This is a genomic window from Sulfurimonas sp. HSL-3221 (assembly GCF_021044585.1).
GTDB lineage: Bacteria > Campylobacterota > Campylobacteria > Campylobacterales > Sulfurimonadaceae > Thiomicrolovo > Thiomicrolovo sulfuroxydans.
On sequence record NZ_CP087998.1, the window covers coordinates 241,722 to 257,110 of the forward strand.

At 57.8% G+C, this 15,389-nt stretch carries 16 protein-coding genes; 9 read left to right on the forward strand and 7 right to left on the reverse strand.

The genetic code is table 11. The features are described 5' to 3' along the window. The first annotated feature begins 4 nt into the window (after positions 1 to 4). The 4 genes from LOH54_RS01210 to LOH54_RS01225 all read left to right on the forward strand — a co-directional run bounded on the left by LOH54_RS01210 (position 5) and on the right by LOH54_RS01225 (position 2,965). On the forward strand, positions 5 to 979 hold the full coding sequence (locus LOH54_RS01210; RefSeq protein ID WP_231019822.1) for an iron-sulfur cluster assembly scaffold protein: 975 nt from the start codon (positions 5 to 7) through the stop codon (positions 977 to 979). A gap of 137 nt (positions 980 to 1,116) precedes the next feature. Then, entirely contained in the window at positions 1,117 to 1,686 is a 570-nt protein-coding gene (locus tag LOH54_RS01215) for a DUF302 domain-containing protein (RefSeq protein ID WP_231019823.1), read from the forward strand. A gap of 69 nt (positions 1,687 to 1,755) precedes the next feature. After that, entirely contained in the window at positions 1,756 to 2,202 is a 447-nt protein-coding gene (locus LOH54_RS01220; RefSeq protein ID WP_231019825.1) for a hypothetical protein, read from the forward strand. A 55-nt stretch (positions 2,203 to 2,257) separates the two neighbouring features. Continuing rightward, positions 2,258 to 2,965: a GNAT family N-acetyltransferase gene (locus tag LOH54_RS01225; RefSeq protein ID WP_231019828.1), complete on the forward strand. Its 708-nt coding sequence runs from the start codon at positions 2,258 to 2,260 to the stop codon at positions 2,963 to 2,965. Positions 2,966 to 2,994: 29 nt separating this feature from the next. Here LOH54_RS01225 and LOH54_RS01230 read toward each other — a convergent pair whose 3' ends face one another. From LOH54_RS01230 to LOH54_RS01250, 5 genes are all read right to left on the reverse strand, one after another. Beyond that, positions 2,995 to 4,467: a PhoH family protein gene (locus LOH54_RS01230; protein ID WP_231019830.1), complete on the reverse strand. Its 1,473-nt coding sequence runs from the start codon at positions 4,465 to 4,467 to the stop codon at positions 2,995 to 2,997. A 96-nt stretch (positions 4,468 to 4,563) separates the two neighbouring features. Further along, positions 4,564 to 5,640 (reverse strand): chorismate synthase, encoded by a 1,077-nt coding sequence (gene aroC / locus LOH54_RS01235; RefSeq protein ID WP_231019832.1) that lies wholly within the window; start codon positions 5,638 to 5,640, stop codon positions 4,564 to 4,566. Further along, positions 5,637 to 6,317, reverse strand: a complete 681-nt coding sequence (rnc, locus tag LOH54_RS01240) for a ribonuclease III (protein ID WP_231019833.1) — start codon at positions 6,315 to 6,317, stop codon at positions 5,637 to 5,639. The genes aroC and rnc overlap by 4 nt, the downstream gene beginning before the upstream one ends. Positions 6,318 to 6,319: 2 nt before the next feature. Beyond that, a complete protein-coding gene (rnhA, locus tag LOH54_RS01245; protein ID WP_231019834.1) occupies positions 6,320 to 6,745 on the reverse strand; it encodes a ribonuclease HI in 426 nt (141 codons plus the stop codon). Then, the gene (locus LOH54_RS01250) at positions 6,742 to 7,806 is read right to left on the reverse strand and encodes a tetratricopeptide repeat protein (RefSeq protein ID WP_231019836.1); all 1,065 of its coding nucleotides are present in this window, start codon (positions 7,804 to 7,806) and stop codon (positions 6,742 to 6,744) included. The genes rnhA and LOH54_RS01250 overlap by 4 nt, the downstream gene beginning before the upstream one ends. Positions 7,807 to 7,985: 179 nt before the next feature. Here LOH54_RS01250 and LOH54_RS01255 point away from each other — a divergent pair, with 179 nt between their 5' ends. Beyond that, complete coding sequence (locus LOH54_RS01255; RefSeq protein ID WP_231019838.1) at positions 7,986 to 8,642, forward strand: hypothetical protein; 657 nt, start codon at positions 7,986 to 7,988, stop codon at positions 8,640 to 8,642. 3 nt (positions 8,643 to 8,645) lie between these two features. After that, positions 8,646 to 10,118, forward strand: a complete 1,473-nt coding sequence (gene ccoG, locus LOH54_RS01260; protein ID WP_255707385.1) for a cytochrome c oxidase accessory protein CcoG — start codon at positions 8,646 to 8,648, stop codon at positions 10,116 to 10,118. A gap of 317 nt (positions 10,119 to 10,435) precedes the next feature. Here the strand turns inward: ccoG and purM are convergent, their stop codons facing one another. Next, positions 10,436 to 11,431, reverse strand: a complete 996-nt coding sequence (gene purM, locus LOH54_RS01265; protein ID WP_231019840.1) for a phosphoribosylformylglycinamidine cyclo-ligase — start codon at positions 11,429 to 11,431, stop codon at positions 10,436 to 10,438. A 488-nt stretch (positions 11,432 to 11,919) separates the two neighbouring features. Between purM and LOH54_RS01270 the strand changes: the two genes are divergently transcribed. From LOH54_RS01270 to dapF, 3 genes are all read left to right on the forward strand, one after another. After that, a complete protein-coding gene (locus LOH54_RS01270; RefSeq protein ID WP_231019842.1) occupies positions 11,920 to 12,465 on the forward strand; it encodes a spermine/spermidine synthase domain-containing protein in 546 nt (181 codons plus the stop codon). Between the two features lie 170 nt (positions 12,466 to 12,635). After that, a complete protein-coding gene (gene coaE / locus LOH54_RS01275; RefSeq protein WP_231019843.1) occupies positions 12,636 to 13,232 on the forward strand; it encodes a dephospho-CoA kinase in 597 nt (198 codons plus the stop codon). A 62-nt stretch (positions 13,233 to 13,294) separates the two neighbouring features. Further along, positions 13,295 to 14,044, forward strand: a complete 750-nt coding sequence (gene dapF / locus LOH54_RS01280; protein ID WP_231019845.1) for a diaminopimelate epimerase — start codon at positions 13,295 to 13,297, stop codon at positions 14,042 to 14,044. A 252-nt stretch (positions 14,045 to 14,296) separates the two neighbouring features. Here the strand turns inward: dapF and prfA are convergent, their stop codons facing one another. Next, positions 14,297 to 15,364, reverse strand: coding sequence for a peptide chain release factor 1 (gene prfA, locus LOH54_RS01285; RefSeq protein WP_231019847.1), 1,068 nt, complete (start codon positions 15,362 to 15,364; stop codon positions 14,297 to 14,299). Positions 15,365 to 15,389 lie beyond the last annotated feature (25 nt).

Consider the following 15,389-nt stretch of genomic DNA (forward strand, 5'->3'; position numbering starts at 1 on the left):
CATTATGGCAAAGAATGATCTGTTTGGCGCATCCCTGTGGGATGAATACTCCAACAAGGTAACGACACTGATGAACAACCCCCAGCACCAGGGGGAGATCACGGAAGAGGAAGCGGCCGCGAACGGCAACAAGCTGATCGTCGCGGACTTCGGTGCGGAGAGCTGCGGTGACGCCGTACGCCTCTACTGGGAAGTCAACCCGGAGACCGACGTCATCGAGAACTCCAAGTTCAAGAGCTTCGGCTGCGGGACGGCGATCGCCAGTTCCGATATGATGACGCAGCTCTGTCTGGGCAAGACGGTCGACGAAGCGGTCAAGATCACCAACATCGACGTCGAGATGGCGCTGCGCGATACGCCGGACGTACCGGCCGTTCCGCCGCAGAAGATGCACTGTTCGGTCATGGCGTACGACGTCATCAAGAAAGCGGCCGGACTCTACAAGGGCGTCGACGCGGAGAGCTTCGAAGAGGAGATCATCGTCTGCGAATGTGCCCGCGTCAGCCTCTCGACCCTCAAAGAGGTGATCAAGCTCAACGACCTGAGTACGGTCGAGCAGGTTACCGACTATACGAAAGCGGGCGGCTTCTGTAAAAGCTGTATCAAGCCGGGCGGCCACGAGGCGCGCGAATACTATCTCGTCGACATCCTCGCCGACGTCCGCCGCGAGATGGACGAAGAAAAGATGAAAGCGGCGGCCGAAGCCGGTCTCGGCGGCGATTTCGAAGCGATGACCCTGGTCCAGAAGATCAAGGCGATCGACGCGGTCGTCGACGACAACATCCGCCAGTTCCTCATCATGGACGGCGGGAACATGGAAGTCATCGACGTCAAGGACGGCGAAGAGTACATTGACGTTTATATCCGCTACCTCGGTGCCTGCTCCGGCTGTGCGAGCTCCAGTACGGGAACGCTCTATGCCATTGAAGCGGCCCTCAAAGAGAAGCTCTCCGACAAGATCCGCGTTCTGCCGATCTGACGACATGACGAGGGGCCCGGCCCCTCTCCCCCCTCCTATCATTAACGATTTCCCCCTTTTTTTTATCAGCGGCTGTTGCTTAAATGCCGACTTTTTCTGTACAATGCCGCCTTTCAAACGTTCACAAGGAGATAATAATGTTCAAAAACATACTGGCACTGATCGGTGCCGTGACACTGGTCGCGGTGATCGGCGGATACGCGATGTTCGGCGGCAAAGTACAGCAGCTTGACGGCGGTGCCCTTCCGGCGTATATGAAGATGTTCGGCAACATCCTGGAAAACGGGGATGCAGCGCGGGCCATGATGAAAGAGTGGAAGATCAGTGATGAAGTCACGAACGACGATGCGGCGGAACTGATCAAGGCACTGGCCGAAGAGTACAACATGCGTATCACGGGTGACGTCAAAATGTATACGAAAGATGACGCCGCGGCGACTGAAATCAAGCATGCGCGCATCTTCTCGCTCTGCAGCCTTCCAATCGCGAAGGTGTTCCTGAACTACTCCCGCTGGTACGGCGGATTCATGCCGTGCCGCATTATGCTGGTCGAATACGGCAGCGGTGAGCGCTTCCTTGTGGCGATGGACATGACGCTGGCGATCCACGGCGGCCACCCGCTCCCGGCCGATATGCTCACGATGGCTCTCTCTGTCAAAAAAGCGATGGAAGAGATTCCGGAGCGTGCCGCCAAAGGCGACTTTTAACTTCTACTTGTTCGGGCCCTCTTTGGCCTGAACATCCTCTTTTTTACCCCGGATAGTCTACAATCCAGTATGCATTTTATTTTATATGTTCATATTCTTTCCGCAACGGCATGGATCGGCGGGTCGCTGCTGCTTTTCGCGCTGGGCGTCTTGCTGCGCGACAAAGAGGCCCAGCGGCAGACCTATGAGCATCTGGGGCCCATCTACGGCTGGTTCGAGGTCTTCTGGCTGGTCTCGCTCTGGGTGACGGGGACGCTGCTCTATCTGCACCACGGTTTCCACGAGGTCTTCAAATACGCCTACGACTCGGAACTGTCGCAGATGATGCACCACAAGGTCTACCTGGTCATCGTTTTGACGATGTTAACGTTTGTTCATTTAGTGATCGCCTTCAAAACGCACATGATCAGCCGGACGAAATGGCAGCAGTTCCTCTCGCGGGGGAGTTCGCTGGGGATCTTCTTTCTGAACCTGATCATCCTCTGGTATGCGATCGGCGTGCGGAGTATGTTGTAGCCGATGAGAGTACGGATGAGAAAGTGCCCGGAGCAGTTGACAAAGGCGGTATGTGATGGTTTACCGGATTGACCGCAAAGATCTCTGGGATCTCCGGTTCCTTGAGAAGATCTACCGCGACATGGAGCACGACTACTACTGGAGCGACGATTTTTCCGAGGCGATGTACCTTGCGCTCGCCAATGCCGGCTTCATCAGCGTGTCGCTGGAGTATGGCGGCAGCCAGCTTCTGCTGGGGGAGATCCAGCGGGCGTACGCGCTGCTGCGTTTCGATGAGATGCATGTCAGCAAAAAGGTGGCGAAACTGCTGCGGGGGGCGAACTACCGGCTCGCGTTCAACACGGCATTCGACGACGTTGTCCGCGGGATACAGGCCTCGCATGACGCATGTTGGATGGTCGGGAAGTACGAGACGCTGATGCGGCGTCTGAATGCGAACAGCAGTGAAGCTTTCAGGCTCTTTAGCGTGGAGCTGTTCGACGAGGGGACCGGTACCCTCGTTGCCGGCGAGATCGGTTACATTACGGCCAACAACGTCTATACGAGCCTCTCGGGGTTCCACAGTGCCGAACGGCGCTACAGCAGCTGGGGAACACTGCAGCTGGTCCTGCTGGGCCGGCATCTGCAAAAGGCCGGGTTGCGCTTTTGGAATCTGGGGCATCCCTACATGAAGTACAAGAGCGATCTGGGTGCCGTGGTTGTTCCGCGGCGCACGTTTTTGAAGCTCTGGTATCCGCGCCGGTTCGGTTCGCTCGCCCTCTAGCGGTGAGGTGCTCCTGGAGAAGTCTGCCTTTACAGGTTCTTGTCGAACCAGTTGGCGACTTCGGAGCGGATGGTGTGGCGCAGCTGGATCCCGGCGAGGAAATCGCTGTGCTGTGCCTTGTTGAGCATCGTTACAAGGGCGTTGCGGCGCTTGGAGAGGAAGGGGTGGTCGATCTGGTGCGGGTCGCCCATGACGACGAGGCGCGTCTCGTCGCCCATCCGGGTCCCGATCAGCTTCATCGTCGCGTTCGTCATATTCTGCGCCTCGTCGATGATGACGAATTTGCGCGAGATCGTCGTCCCGCGCATGTGGGCGATATCCATTACCTCGATGTTGTACTTGGCCATGAAAAGCTCCGTCGCGTTTTCGCGCTTGGTGGAGTTCGTATTGCCGGTGAACTCCACCTGTGATTCGATGGAGTGTTTGTTCTGGTGCTCGATGGTGTAGTTGATGGCGGAGTAGAGCGGGTACATGAAGTAGCCGAGCTTCTCGTGTTCGTCCCCTTTGCGGAAGCCCAGTTCCGCCTGCGGATCGGAAGCGGTGACGGTATTGCGCGCGTAGACGATCCCCTCGACGATCCCCTCTTTGACCATCTCCAGTCCCGCCTGCAGGGCCATCAGGGTTTTGCCCGAACCGGTGGAGCCGGCGACGACGGTCAGGTGGTTCTGGGGATGGGTGAGAATGGTGTAGTAGAACTTCTGCTCCAGGTTGATGGGGCGGATCAGGGTCTCGTCGAAATACTCCCCGAAGCGCTTGTCGAAGTCGCACCACTCCAGGTGGCCGTTGTAGGTGAGCGCATAGCGCTGCAGCCCGGTTTCATATATCTCGTTGTGCCCTTCGCTGGTGGCCTCCTGGATAAAGCTGAACTGTTCAAAATTGCGGAAGTCGTTCTGCGGGTCGAGGACGGGTTCCTCGTGGTAGGTGACGGTGTGGGCGAACTCGATGGCGTCGGGGCGTTCGACGCTGGCATTTTTCAGGCTCTGCGCCTCGATTCCCTGGACTTCGGCCGCAATCTTGAAGGAGATGTCGTTGGTGACGAGTTTGAGATGGTAGTCCGCGGCGATCTCGGCGATCTTGGCGTCGTTGAAGCCCTTCGGTTCGGAGTAGGATTTGGCAATGCGGTACTCTTCGCGGTAGATGATCAGCAGCTCGACGTTCGTGTCGCCCTCCGCCTCGGGGTTGAGGTCCGGGGCGAAGGGGAGGGTGAGACGGTAGTAGCAGTCGCTGTTGTTGGGCGCCGTCTCGCGCGAACGGCGCAGCGGTTCGGGCAGGGCGTCGAAGGTCAGGGTCTGCCCCACCTCGTAATCGGCGAGCCGGAAGAACTCCCGGGCCCGGAAGCCGGCGTCCGAGCGCATGTCGTCTTTTTTGTTATTGAGCTCGGCAAGCACCGTGTTGGTGATGGCGACAATATTTTTGTTGTTCTCGGAAATGCGCAGGATGTTGGCCGGATCATCGAGAATGACTGAGGTGTCGAGGAGATAGCATTTTTGTGTGGGACTCATGGAAAGAGCATCCTTCGGTTATATGAGTTACATTGATTATAACCCCGGAAAGCTTAATGCGAAAGGATGCGGTGGATGAAGTTTGGGCAGCACGCTTTACACGTGGTAATAGCGTGTGACTCCCTCTATGGTGCGCCCCATATTGAGCAGGAGCATATCGGCGACGACAAGGGCGGCCATCGCTTCGCAGACGACGGAACCGCGGATGGCGACGCAGGGGTCGTGGCGTCCCTTGAGCGCGAAATCGACCTCTTCGCCCTCGGTGGTGGTCGTGTGCTGCTCTCGGAAAATGGAGGGGGTCGGTTTGAAGTAGACGCTGAGGCGAACCGCGTCCCCGTTGCTGATCCCGCCGAGGATGCCGCCGCTGTGGTTGGATTCGAAGCCGCTGTTGCGTATTGGGTCGTTGTTCTCTGACCCGTGCAGGCGCGTCCCCAGAAGGCCGTCGCCGATCTCGACGGCCTTGACGGCGTTGATGCCCATCATCGCGTCGGCGAGGACGGCGTCGAGCTTGTAGTAGAGCGGTTCGCCGAGGCCCACCGGAAGGTTCTCGATATGGACCTGTGCGACCCCGCCGACGGAGTCATGGTCGTTTTTGGCGAGCAGGATCGCGTCTTTTTGCGCCTGCTCCACGCTGGGATCGAGGGCGTAGATCTCGCTGGTGACGACGTGGTCGAAGTCGAAGCTGCTTGCGGCGATCCCCGCGATCTCGCTGATGCCGCTTTTGACGGTGATGCCGACCTCGCGCAGCATCAGTTTGGCAATGGCCCCCGCCGCGACGCGGGCCGCCGTTTCGCGGGCACTGGAACGCCCGCCCCCGCGGTAGTCGCGGATGCCGAACTTGTGCCAGTAGGTGTAGTCGGCGTGGCCGGGGCGGAAGATATCTTTGATATTGGAGTAGTCTTTGGATTTCTGGTTGGTGTTGTAGATGACCATCGCAATCGGGGTGCCGGTGCTTTTGCCTTCGAATACCCCGCTGAGGATCTCGACCGCGTCGTCCTCTTTGCGGGCCGTGGCGTAGGCGTTCTGTCCCGGCTTGCGGCGGTCGAGCTCGCGCTGAATGTAGGCCTCGTCGATCGTGAGGCCGGCGGGAACGCCGTCGACGACGCAGCCGATCGCCTTGCCGTGGGATTCGCCGAAGGTGGTGAAACTGAAGCGGATGCCGAAACGGTTCATGAAAGCTCCTCTTTGAGTCGGGCGATGGTTTGCTGGGCCGCCTCCTGCTGGGCGGTTTTTTTGCTCTTGCCGGTGGCTTTGGCGTACTCCTTGCCGTCGATCACGATGGCGATGGTGAACTCTTTCTTGTGGTCAGGGCCGCTGCTGCCCACGAGGCGGTACTCGGGGGTGATGCCGAAGTGCGCCTGGGTCAGCTCCTGCAGCGCCGTCTTGTGGTCTTTGAAGAGGGTGTCGAGGGAGATCTCTTTATAGACGCTCTCCAGCAGGGTGGTCGCGATCGTTTTGACCGGGGCGAGTCCCGCTTCGAGGTAGATGGCGCCGATCACGGCTTCGAAGGCGTTGGAGAGCAGAGAGGGTTTGGTGCGTCCGCCGTTGTTTTCTTCGGCGTTGGAGAGGAAGATGGCCTGGCCCAGCTTGATATGGTTGGCCAGGCGCGCGAAACCCTCTTCGTTGACAAGGGAGGCCCGCATCTTGGAGAGTTTGCCCTCGTCGTGCTTGGGGAAGTGCTCAAAGAGGTACTCGCCGACGATGAGGTCGAGGACGGCGTCGCCCAGGAATTCGAGGCGTTCGTTATTGTAGGGCTGTTTGAAACTTTTATGCGTCAGGGCTTCGCGCAGCAGCTGTTTGTTTTCGAAGGTGTAGCCGAGCGTCTGCTCAATACGCGCCATCTGGTCCATGCTTATCCTCTTTTCATCTTTTCGGCGACGCCCCGGGCCAGGGTGTCGCAGCGTTCGTTTTCCGGGTGGCCGTCATGGCCCCGGACCCAGGTCGCTTTGATACGGTGGGGGGCGCTGGCGACGATGTAGTCACGCCAGAGATCGGGGTTCTTCACCTTGGCGAAATCGCGTTTGATCCAGTTCTGAAGCCACTCGTTGATCCCCTTGACGACGTAGGAGGAGTCCGAGACGATCTCCACGTCGCAGGGCTCTTTGAGGGCTTTGAGACCTTCGATGACGCCGCGCAGTTCCATACGGTTGTTGGTCGTATGGGGTTCGCCGCCGCTGAGCTCGCGCTCTTTGTCGCCGAAGCGCAGGATCGTCCCGTAGCCGCCGGGGCCGGGGTTGCCCAGGGCGGAACCGTCACTGAACAGGGTGATATGTTTCATACTTCGTAAGCCCTTTCCGAGCGTTCCGACGGGGCGAAATCCGCTACGGCTTTGCCCAGCAGCGGTTCGGTGACGACGGAATCGATCGTATGGCAGTTCGGGCAGCGGTGGAACGGGAAAGGGAAGATCTGCTTGCAGTGGCCGCACAGGTATTCAAACTGCAGGGTTGCCCCGCTTTGGCCGCTTTGGCGAAGTTTGATCAAAACATCCAGTTCGAATTCGGAACTGTTCTGAGCAAGATTCACGCTTCCTCTGGCGCTATACAGCTGCCGCAAATAGCCATCACCTGAAATTATATCCAAATTCAGGTGCTCCTCGGGTAAATACCACAGGATGTCCGCGATGATGCGGCTGGCGGAGAGCTCCAGGGCCGCCCAGGCCACTGCCGGGTCGTGGCGGAAAAGGTATTCGAAGGTGAGGTAGGTGAGGGTGTGGTGTTCGCGGTACTCTTCGGCGAGCCGCCGGCATTTCGCCGCCGTATCGGTTCGGGCGTCCTGCAGCAGGCTGACGGTTTCGAGGTAGCGGCGGTCGCCGGCGATGTCGTTGCCGAGTTCGTCGAGGGGTTCGAGCACCTGCAGGGCCTTGTCAAAACTCCGGAGCCGTTCGTAGGTGAAAAGCAGCAGCTTCAGCGCCTGCGGCGTGCGGGGAAAACGGCCGAGGATCTTGAGCAGGATCGTCTCGCACCGCTCCAGGAAGCCGGCTTTAAAATAGGTCTGGGCGAGCAGCAGCAGCAGTTCGCGGCGACGGTGGGGCTCGTGCTGCATCTCCAGAAGGCTGCGGTAGATCGCGACGGCCTGTTCGAAATCGCCGTTTTGCACATAGGTCTGGGCGACGAGCAGCCATGACTTCTGCGAGACGGCGCTGCTGCCAATCTCGCGGTGGAGTTCGGTCTGGGAGGGGGGCTTGGTAAACGAGCGGAGGAAGCGTTCGAGGTAGCGGTGGTCCTCCTTGCTGCGCAGCCGTCCCCACCAGTAGCTCACGAACGCGATGATGAAGATCAGGGCGACGAAGACGATGATGCCGAATAGCGGGTCGCGGAATTCGATAAAGAGGCTGTTCACGTCGGCTCCTGTCGCACTGCCTTGGGGGGTCTTGGATTGCAGCCATTATAGCGCTTTTGAACTTTTCGGAGAAAATGAGATAAAAATGTGACGAAAAAAACTGATAAAACATTGACATTACTTCGCCAAAAAGGGTAGAATGACGTTGAAACTGGAGAATGCGAAAGGTTTATACGTCAATGATATTCAGTTATATCCGTGCCGACAGCCACTTTCACGGTGTATACGAACAGCTGAAAGTGATCAGTGCCTATGCCAAGAAACATGATCTGGTGATCGAAGACGAGATGGTTGATCAGCTGTCGCAGAACAGCCGCCTCAGTGAACGTGACGAGGCTGTGCGTTATATGCGCCAGCCCGAACACATGGGCGGTACGCTGCTGATCTACGACCTGTGGGTGCTCAGCAGCAATATCGAGGATGTCGTGCAGATGTTTAGCTGTCTGCTGAAAAACGGCATCGAAACCCACTTGATCAAACCTTCAATCGTCTTGAATGCGCAAAGTGATATTATCGTCGCGATGGGGTTGGTTGACCAGTTGCGGCAGACGATACAGTCGGTGGAGAAGAAGGTGATCGGCCGCCCGAAAGGGAGCCGTTCCTCTTCGAAGTTCGACCCTTATCTCGAGGTGATCATCGGTTCGCTTCGGGAGGGACAGAGTGTCAGCGAGATCGCTAGAGTATTGGATGTGAGCCGGAGTTCCCTGAAAGACTACATCGAGTCGCGGGAGCTCAAAGAGGTGGCGATGGGAAGCAGTTTTTTGGAAAACGTGGACAATGCCGAAGCCAGCATTATCGAAACGATCGAATGTCCGCAAGTCAATGAAAAGGAGTAGACAGTGAGTCAGGCAGAAGTCTCAGGCCAGGCCGGACCGGCCAAGGTCAGTAAAAAAGAGTATTTAAAAGGGTGGGTTTCCTACCGCGTAAAACGCTACTGGTTTTTCGTGGGGATGACCATCGTGTCGCTGGTACTGCCGTGGATTACGATCAACGGCAACCATATTTTCCTGTTGAGCTTTGACAAGCTCAAACTGCACCTGGCGTTTGTCCAGTTCGACATGCAGGAGATGTACCTTATGCCGTTCATTCTGATGATCCTCTTTATCGGGGTCTTCGGGATGACGGTACTGGGCGGCCGTGTTTTCTGCGGCTGGGTCTGTCCGCAGACGATCTTCCGCGTCATCTACCGCGACCTGATCGAAACGAAGATCCTGAAACTGCGCAAGCGGATCAAGAACAAGCAGAAAGAGCCTGACTGGAGCAAGCCGGAGAACAAGGCCAAGCGTGTTGTCGCCATTGCGCTCTGGACGGCGCTCTCCCTGCTGGCAACGGCGAACTTCCTGTGGTTCTTCGTCCCGCCGGAGGATTTTTTCCCGTACCTGATGAACGCGGGTGACCACCTGATCCTCGTCGGGATCCTGCTGATCACGACGCTCTTCCTCGTGGTCGACGTCGTCTGGTTCAAAGAGAATTGGTGTGTCTACGTCTGTCCCTACTCCCGTATCCAGTCGGTCCTGTACGACGAAGATACGGTGATGGCGATCTACGATCCGCACCGCGGTGGCGAGATCTACGACGAAGCGAAGCACAAGCAGTACACCAAACAGAAGGATCTGCAGGCGGTCGAGCCGAATGCGGAGTGTACGACCTGTGAAAGCTGTGTGACCGTCTGTCCGACCCACATCGATATCCGCCAGGGGCTGCAGCTCGAGTGTATCAACTGCCTCGAGTGTGTCGACGCCTGTACGGAAGTTATGGGTGCGCTCGGACGTCCGTCGCTGGTCCGCTGGTCGAGCGAAAAAGAGGTGCTGTTCCAGAAAGGCAAAACGCACTACCTGCGTCCGAAGATTATCGGTTATGCCGTCGTCCTGGTCATCATCATGGTCGTTCTCGGTATGATGGGAAGCAAGAAGGAGCATATGCTGCTTAACATCAACAAAGAGAACCGCCTCTATGCGATCGAGAAGACGCCGGAAGGCAAAACGCTGGTCGAGAACGATTACATCTTCCTTCTGCAGAATACGCAGGATAAAGACCATAAGTTCTATTTCGACATCGAGGCACCGAAGGGGATGGAAGGCAAGATCAAAATTCTCAAGCCGACCAAACCCTTCACCGTCCATCCGGGCGTGAAGAAGAAGAAAATCGTCCGCCTCTATACGACGGAGGAGCTGGTCAAAGATGAGCGTAAGGATACGGTACTGCCGATCAAGATCCATGCCTATGCCATTGACGACAAAGAGAAGATCGCCGTCGACCGCGAATCAACCTTCATCTTCCCGCGCTACGACAAATACGAGGCGGCGGAATAACCTTCCGCTCAACCTTTCCGTGCGGTGCTCGGCGCCGCGCGCTTTAACGGATTCGTTCCGTTTCCTCCCTTTAACGGCCGCCCGAACTGCTGAACCCCGGGCGGGTTCCGTTTTCTTATCCATATGTTTCGAAACATCCGATCGGCTTCACGTATCCAAAACAGATGTATGCCGAGGCATGGTGTTGGTTTTCATAGGCTTCGCCGAAAGGCAATATCGTTATGTGTCGATGCAGGTCTGCTAGAGGTGTGGCGGGAGAGGATACAAGGCCCCCGGGCGGGGTGCTCTGCTTTTCAAGAGAAGTTGTCTGAAACGGTTTAGACGATCCGGGCCTCTTTGTCGCCCGGTTCGATCTCGCCGATCAGGTAGCCGTCGGTCGCGTCGAGGACGGCGTTGACATCGTCGGGACGGACGACGAGGACCATGCCGACACCCATATTGAAGGCGCGGAACATCTCGTCGCGGGCAACGTGTTCGCTCATCAGTTCAAAGATCGGCAGGACGCGGACGTCGTCGCCTTTGATAACGGCGCGCAGCCCTTCGGGGAGCACGCGTGGCAGGTTCTCGACAAGGCCGCCGCCGGTGATGTGCGCCATCGCCTGGATCTTCGGTTTGAGCTGCTTGAAGGTCTTGACGTAGATGCGCGTCGGCGCGAGCAGGGCGTCGATGAGCGGCGTGCCGTTGAAGTCGTCGTCGAATTTCATCCCCATCTTCTCAAACAGAACCTTGCGCGCCAGGGAGAAGCCGTTGGAGTGGAGGCCGGAGCTCGGCAGGGCGATCAGCTTGTCGCCCGCGCGGACGTTGGCGGGAGTATCGAGCTCGCTCTTCTCCGCGACGCCGACGGCGAAGCCGGCGAGGTCGTAGTCATCTTTGGAGTACATGCCCGGCATCTCCGCTGTTTCACCGCCGATCAGGGCGCATTCGGCCTGGCGGCATCCTTCGGCGATTCCGCTGACGACGGCGGTCGCGACATCGACCTCGAGTTTGCCCGTGGCATAGTAGTCGAGGAAGAAGGTCGGGGTGCCGAAGTTACAGATGAGGTCGTTGACGCACATGGCGACGAGGTCGATGCCGACCGTGTCGTGTTTGCCGGAGTCGATGGCCAGTTTCAGCTTGGTGCCGACCCCGTCGGTCGCGGCGAGGAGCACGGGTTCTTTGTAGCCTGCCGGCATCTCGAAGGCGCCGGCGAAAGAGCCGATCCCGCCCAGGACACCGGGGATGCGGGTCGACTTGACCAGGGGCTTGATGTTCTCGACGAAACTGTTCCCGGCGTCGATATCGACACCGGCGTCTTTGTAGCTGATTTGACTCATAGATCGCTCCAGATGATTATTAATGGAAGTATAGCGAAGGTGGGGTTAGGATAGGGTTTGGCAGGGGCTTTCAGCGCAGATGCGTTATGCTTCGCCTACATGTTCGGCGCGTCCAAAGCTTGGCCGGTGAGAAGTTGGGATTTTCTTCATTCCGGTTTAAATGTAAGATGCTAAAATCGCGCCACTTTCGGCCCAAGGGCACCTCTGAATTACCCTACGTGAATCTCAGAGGACATGTGAAGCATGAGATTTTTTTTGTTTGCTGCGCGGGCTTAGCTTTGGCTAAGTCAAGTGGGAAACGGAGAAAAGATCGTGCTTCAGATGCCCTCCCGAAGGGCAGTGCAGAAAAAGCCATATTCGGCGTTGCCACTTTTCGCCCTAGCTTTGGCTAGGCCTCCAAAGTAGCGCCTTGACTATGACATTTTCTGCACTGCTGAGCTCACGTAGGGTAATTCAGAGGTGCCCAAAGCCCCCAAGGAATTGAGAAAATGAGAGAGTTTGTCTACCCTGAAATGATGGTACACGTCCCGATGTGTACCCACAAGGCGCCCCAGAATGTTCTGGTGATCAGCAATGCGCCCGAACGCCTTCAGACGGAAGTGGCGCGCCATGAGGGCGTCGTTGTCGTCCATGCCCCGGCCAGCCTTGACGCGCTGCGCGAAGTCGCCGACGGCAGTGTCGACGTCGTTCTCTGCGAAGCGGATGTCGATGCGGCGGTGGCCGGGCACATCAGCCGCGTTCTCAGCGAAGAGGGGGTCGTTTCCATGCGCCACGCTTCGCTCGAGGAAGTCCAGGCCAATACGGTGCTGCTCGGTGTGCTGGGCAACTATTTCAAGGTGATCATGCCTTACCGCCTAGCCAATGAGGAGACCCTCCTGCTGGCCAGCAAGGGCAACCACCCGACGGCGGACATCAACCTCCACCGTGCGGACATGCTCGACGGGCTGGAGTATTACAACACCGATATCCACCCGGCCGCGTTCGCGATGCCGAACTACATCCGTAAAACCTACCTCGGGATCATCCGCAACTAAATGGCTTCCATTATGAGTACGCCGAAGGAGCAAAGCCCCTCCGACTACGCTGACGCTGTGTCCGCGTTGTCCTCGGGCTTACGCCCTGTGAAATTCCGCAAAGCTACATCAGCAGCGGGCGCCCTGGAAGAAGTGCTCTTGGAGCGCCCACGCCTTCCCAGGGGGCTGTGATGGCGTTTGAATACGCGATCGCACTGACCGGGGGGATCGCGACGGGCAAAAGTACCGTCGCCTCCCTGCTGGCCCTGCACGGCCTGCGGGTCATCGACGCCGATGCGATCGCGCACAGGCTGCTGGACGAGCACAGCGGATGGGTCGCCGAGACCTTCGGCGCACACTATGTCGAAAACGGCAAGGTCCTGCGCAGCGAACTGGGGAAGGTGATCTTCTCCGACCCCACGGCCAAAGCGACGCTCGAAGCTTACCTGCACCCCAAGATCCGTCAGGCGATCGAGGAGGAGAGCGAACGCCAGGACGCTTTCAAATTCCCCTACTTGATCGACATCCCGCTCTACTTCGAGACGCAGGCCTATCCCATCGCGGACTCCGTTGTCGTTTACACTCCCAAAGCGACGCAGCTGCAGCGGTTTATGAAACGCAACGGCTTCGACGAGGCCGAGGCGCTGCGCCGCATCGAGTCCCAGATGGACATCGAGGAGAAGAAGAAGCGCGCGACCTGGGTCATCGACAACAGCGGCAACCTCAAACAACTTCAGGCTGAGTGCGAGGCCTTTGTTGAGATGATCAAAGCCAAATATAAAGCCTAAATAACCTTTCAACCAATACCCACTACACTTCCATTACTGATATTACTCAAAAGGCATAAACGATGATGATCGCCAAATACAGCGCGAGCGGTAACGACTTTGTCCTCTTTCACAGCTTTATCGCAAGAGACCGCTCCGAACTGGCACGCACCCTCTGTGATCGCCAAAGCGGTGTCGGGGCTGACGGCCTGATCGTCCTTGTGCCGCATGTCGAGTACGATTTCGAGTGGCAGTTCTACAACAGCGACGGCTCGACGGCGGAGATGTGCGGCAACGGCAGCCGTGCCTGCGCGCACTACGCCTACAGCAACGGCCTGGCACCGGCGAACATGACCTTCCTGACGGAAGCGGGCGTCATCGGTGCGGAAGTGGAGGGGGAGATGGTACAGAGCGATCTGACCCCGCCGAAGATCCTGCGTGATGACATCGTTGCGGGCGGGAAAAAGTGGTGGCTGCTCGATACGGGCGTGCCCCACCTTGTCACCTTTGATGCCGACATGGATAACTTCGACCCCGAAGAGGCGCGTGCCCTGCGCTTCGAGCACAACGCCAACGTCAACATTGCCAGCGTCGACAGTGACGGCTCCATCCGGGTGCGGACCTATGAACGCGGAGTCGAGGACGAGACGCTCGCCTGCGGGACGGGGATGGCGGCCTGTTTCTACCGCGCCAACCGTGAAGAACTTGTCGGCGACAAAGCGAATGTCTACCCCAAAAGTGGAGAGACGCTCTATCTCGGGCTGGAAGAGGGGACGATTACCTTCAAAGGGCTCGTAGAGAAAACGTTTGAGACGGTTTTAGACGTTAAATAGTTTTTTTGTTCCCTTTCTTCTTTGCTCGCACAAAGAAGAAACCGAACCCGAAAGAAGAAAATGCGAAAGGCTGCCGCTTTCGGGATATTCCATTCCTTGGTGATCCGCCCGACCCGCTAATTACCGTTTCGGACTTGTACAGAAGAAGCGGAACCCGACATCCTTCACTTAGCACTTAGCACTTAGCACTTAGCACTTAACAGTCGCTCCGGAGGAAGTCCTCTCGGAGGATAGCACGGGCAGCGATGCCGCTTAGAGGCCTGCGGCCTCCATGCTTTTTGCCTGGGCGTCGGCGATGAGGGGATCGATAATCTCGTCGAAGAGGCCGCCGGTCATGATCTCGTTGAGGCGGTAGAGCGTCAGGTTGATGCGGTGGTCGGAGATGCGGTTCTGCGGGTAGTTGTAGGTACGGATGCGGCCGCTGCGGTCGCCGGTCCCGACCTGCTCCTTGCGCGCGGCACCCTCCGCCTCCTGGGCTTTCTGCTGCTCGATCTCGAAGAGGCGCGCCTGCAGGACCTTCATTGCTTTCTCTTTATTCTTGTGCTGCGATTTCTGGTCCTGGTTGGTGACGACGATGCCGGTAGGCAGGTGGGTGATGCGCACCGCGGAGTCGGTCGTATTGACGGACTGCCCGCCGCAGCCGCTGGAACGCATGACGTCGATCTTGAGATCGTTCGGGTCGATTTTGACGTCGACGTCGTCCGCTTCGGGCATGACGGCCACGGTGATCGCCGAGGTGTGGACGCGTCCCTGGGACTCCGTCGCCGGGACCCGCTGCACACGGTGGGTCCCCCCTTCGAATTTCAGACGGCTGTAGACTTTGTCGCCCTTGATCAGGGCCGTGATCTCTTTGTAGCCGCCCATGTCGGAGGGGCTGGAGCTGATCAGTTCGATCTTCCATCCTTTGACTTCCGCGTAGCGGGTATAGGCGGTAAAGAGGTCGCCGACAAAGATTGCGGCTTCGTCCCCGCCGGTGCCCGCGCGCATCTCCAGAATGATGTTGCGCTCGTCGTTGGGGTCCGTCGGCAGTAGGAGGACCTTGATCTCCTCCTCCATCACGGGGACCTGCGGTTCGAGGGTTTTGAGCTCCTCTTTGGCCAGTTCTCCCAGTTCGTCGTCGTACACGAGGGACTTGTTCTCTTCGATGTCCACGAGCAGCTGTTTGTAGGCCTTGGCCGTATCGACGATGTCCTGCAGAGAGGATTGCTCTTTGGAGAGCGCGGTCATCCGTTTGACGTCGTTGGCGATGTCGGGACTGCTGAGCAGTTCGCTGAGCTCGTTGTAACGGTCGATAAAAGGGGTCAGTTTGTCAGAAAGCATGTCTACTCCCATTTGCAATAGCGAA

Bases quoted from the DNA above. Each gene is read 5' to 3' on its own strand.
- rnc (WP_231019833.1), bottom strand. From the start codon at position 6,317: ATGGACCAGATGGCGCGTATTGAGCAGACGCTCGGCTACACCTTCGAA.
- prfA (WP_231019847.1), bottom strand. From the start codon at position 15,364: ATGCTTTCTGACAAACTGACCCCTTTTATCGACCGTTACAACGAGCTC.
- LOH54_RS01220 (WP_231019825.1), top strand. From the start codon at position 1,756: ATGCATTTTATTTTATATGTTCATATTCTTTCCGCAACGGCATGGATC.
- aroC (WP_231019832.1), bottom strand. From the start codon at position 5,640: ATGAACCGTTTCGGCATCCGCTTCAGTTTCACCACCTTCGGCGAATCC.
- rnhA (WP_231019834.1), bottom strand. From the start codon at position 6,745: ATGAAACATATCACCCTGTTCAGTGACGGTTCCGCCCTGGGCAACCCC.
- LOH54_RS01215 (WP_231019823.1), top strand. From the start codon at position 1,117: ATGTTCAAAAACATACTGGCACTGATCGGTGCCGTGACACTGGTCGCG.
- LOH54_RS01230 (WP_231019830.1), bottom strand. From the start codon at position 4,467: ATGAGTCCCACACAAAAATGCTATCTCCTCGACACCTCAGTCATTCTC.
- LOH54_RS01270 (WP_231019842.1), top strand. From the start codon at position 11,920: ATGAGAGAGTTTGTCTACCCTGAAATGATGGTACACGTCCCGATGTGT.
- coaE (WP_231019843.1), top strand. From the start codon at position 12,636: ATGGCGTTTGAATACGCGATCGCACTGACCGGGGGGATCGCGACGGGC.
- LOH54_RS01225 (WP_231019828.1), top strand. From the start codon at position 2,258: ATGGTTTACCGGATTGACCGCAAAGATCTCTGGGATCTCCGGTTCCTT.
- dapF (WP_231019845.1), top strand. From the start codon at position 13,295: ATGATGATCGCCAAATACAGCGCGAGCGGTAACGACTTTGTCCTCTTT.
- LOH54_RS01255 (WP_231019838.1), top strand. From the start codon at position 7,986: ATGATATTCAGTTATATCCGTGCCGACAGCCACTTTCACGGTGTATAC.
- LOH54_RS01210 (WP_231019822.1), top strand. From the start codon at position 5: ATGGCAAAGAATGATCTGTTTGGCGCATCCCTGTGGGATGAATACTCC.
- purM (WP_231019840.1), bottom strand. From the start codon at position 11,431: ATGAGTCAAATCAGCTACAAAGACGCCGGTGTCGATATCGACGCCGGG.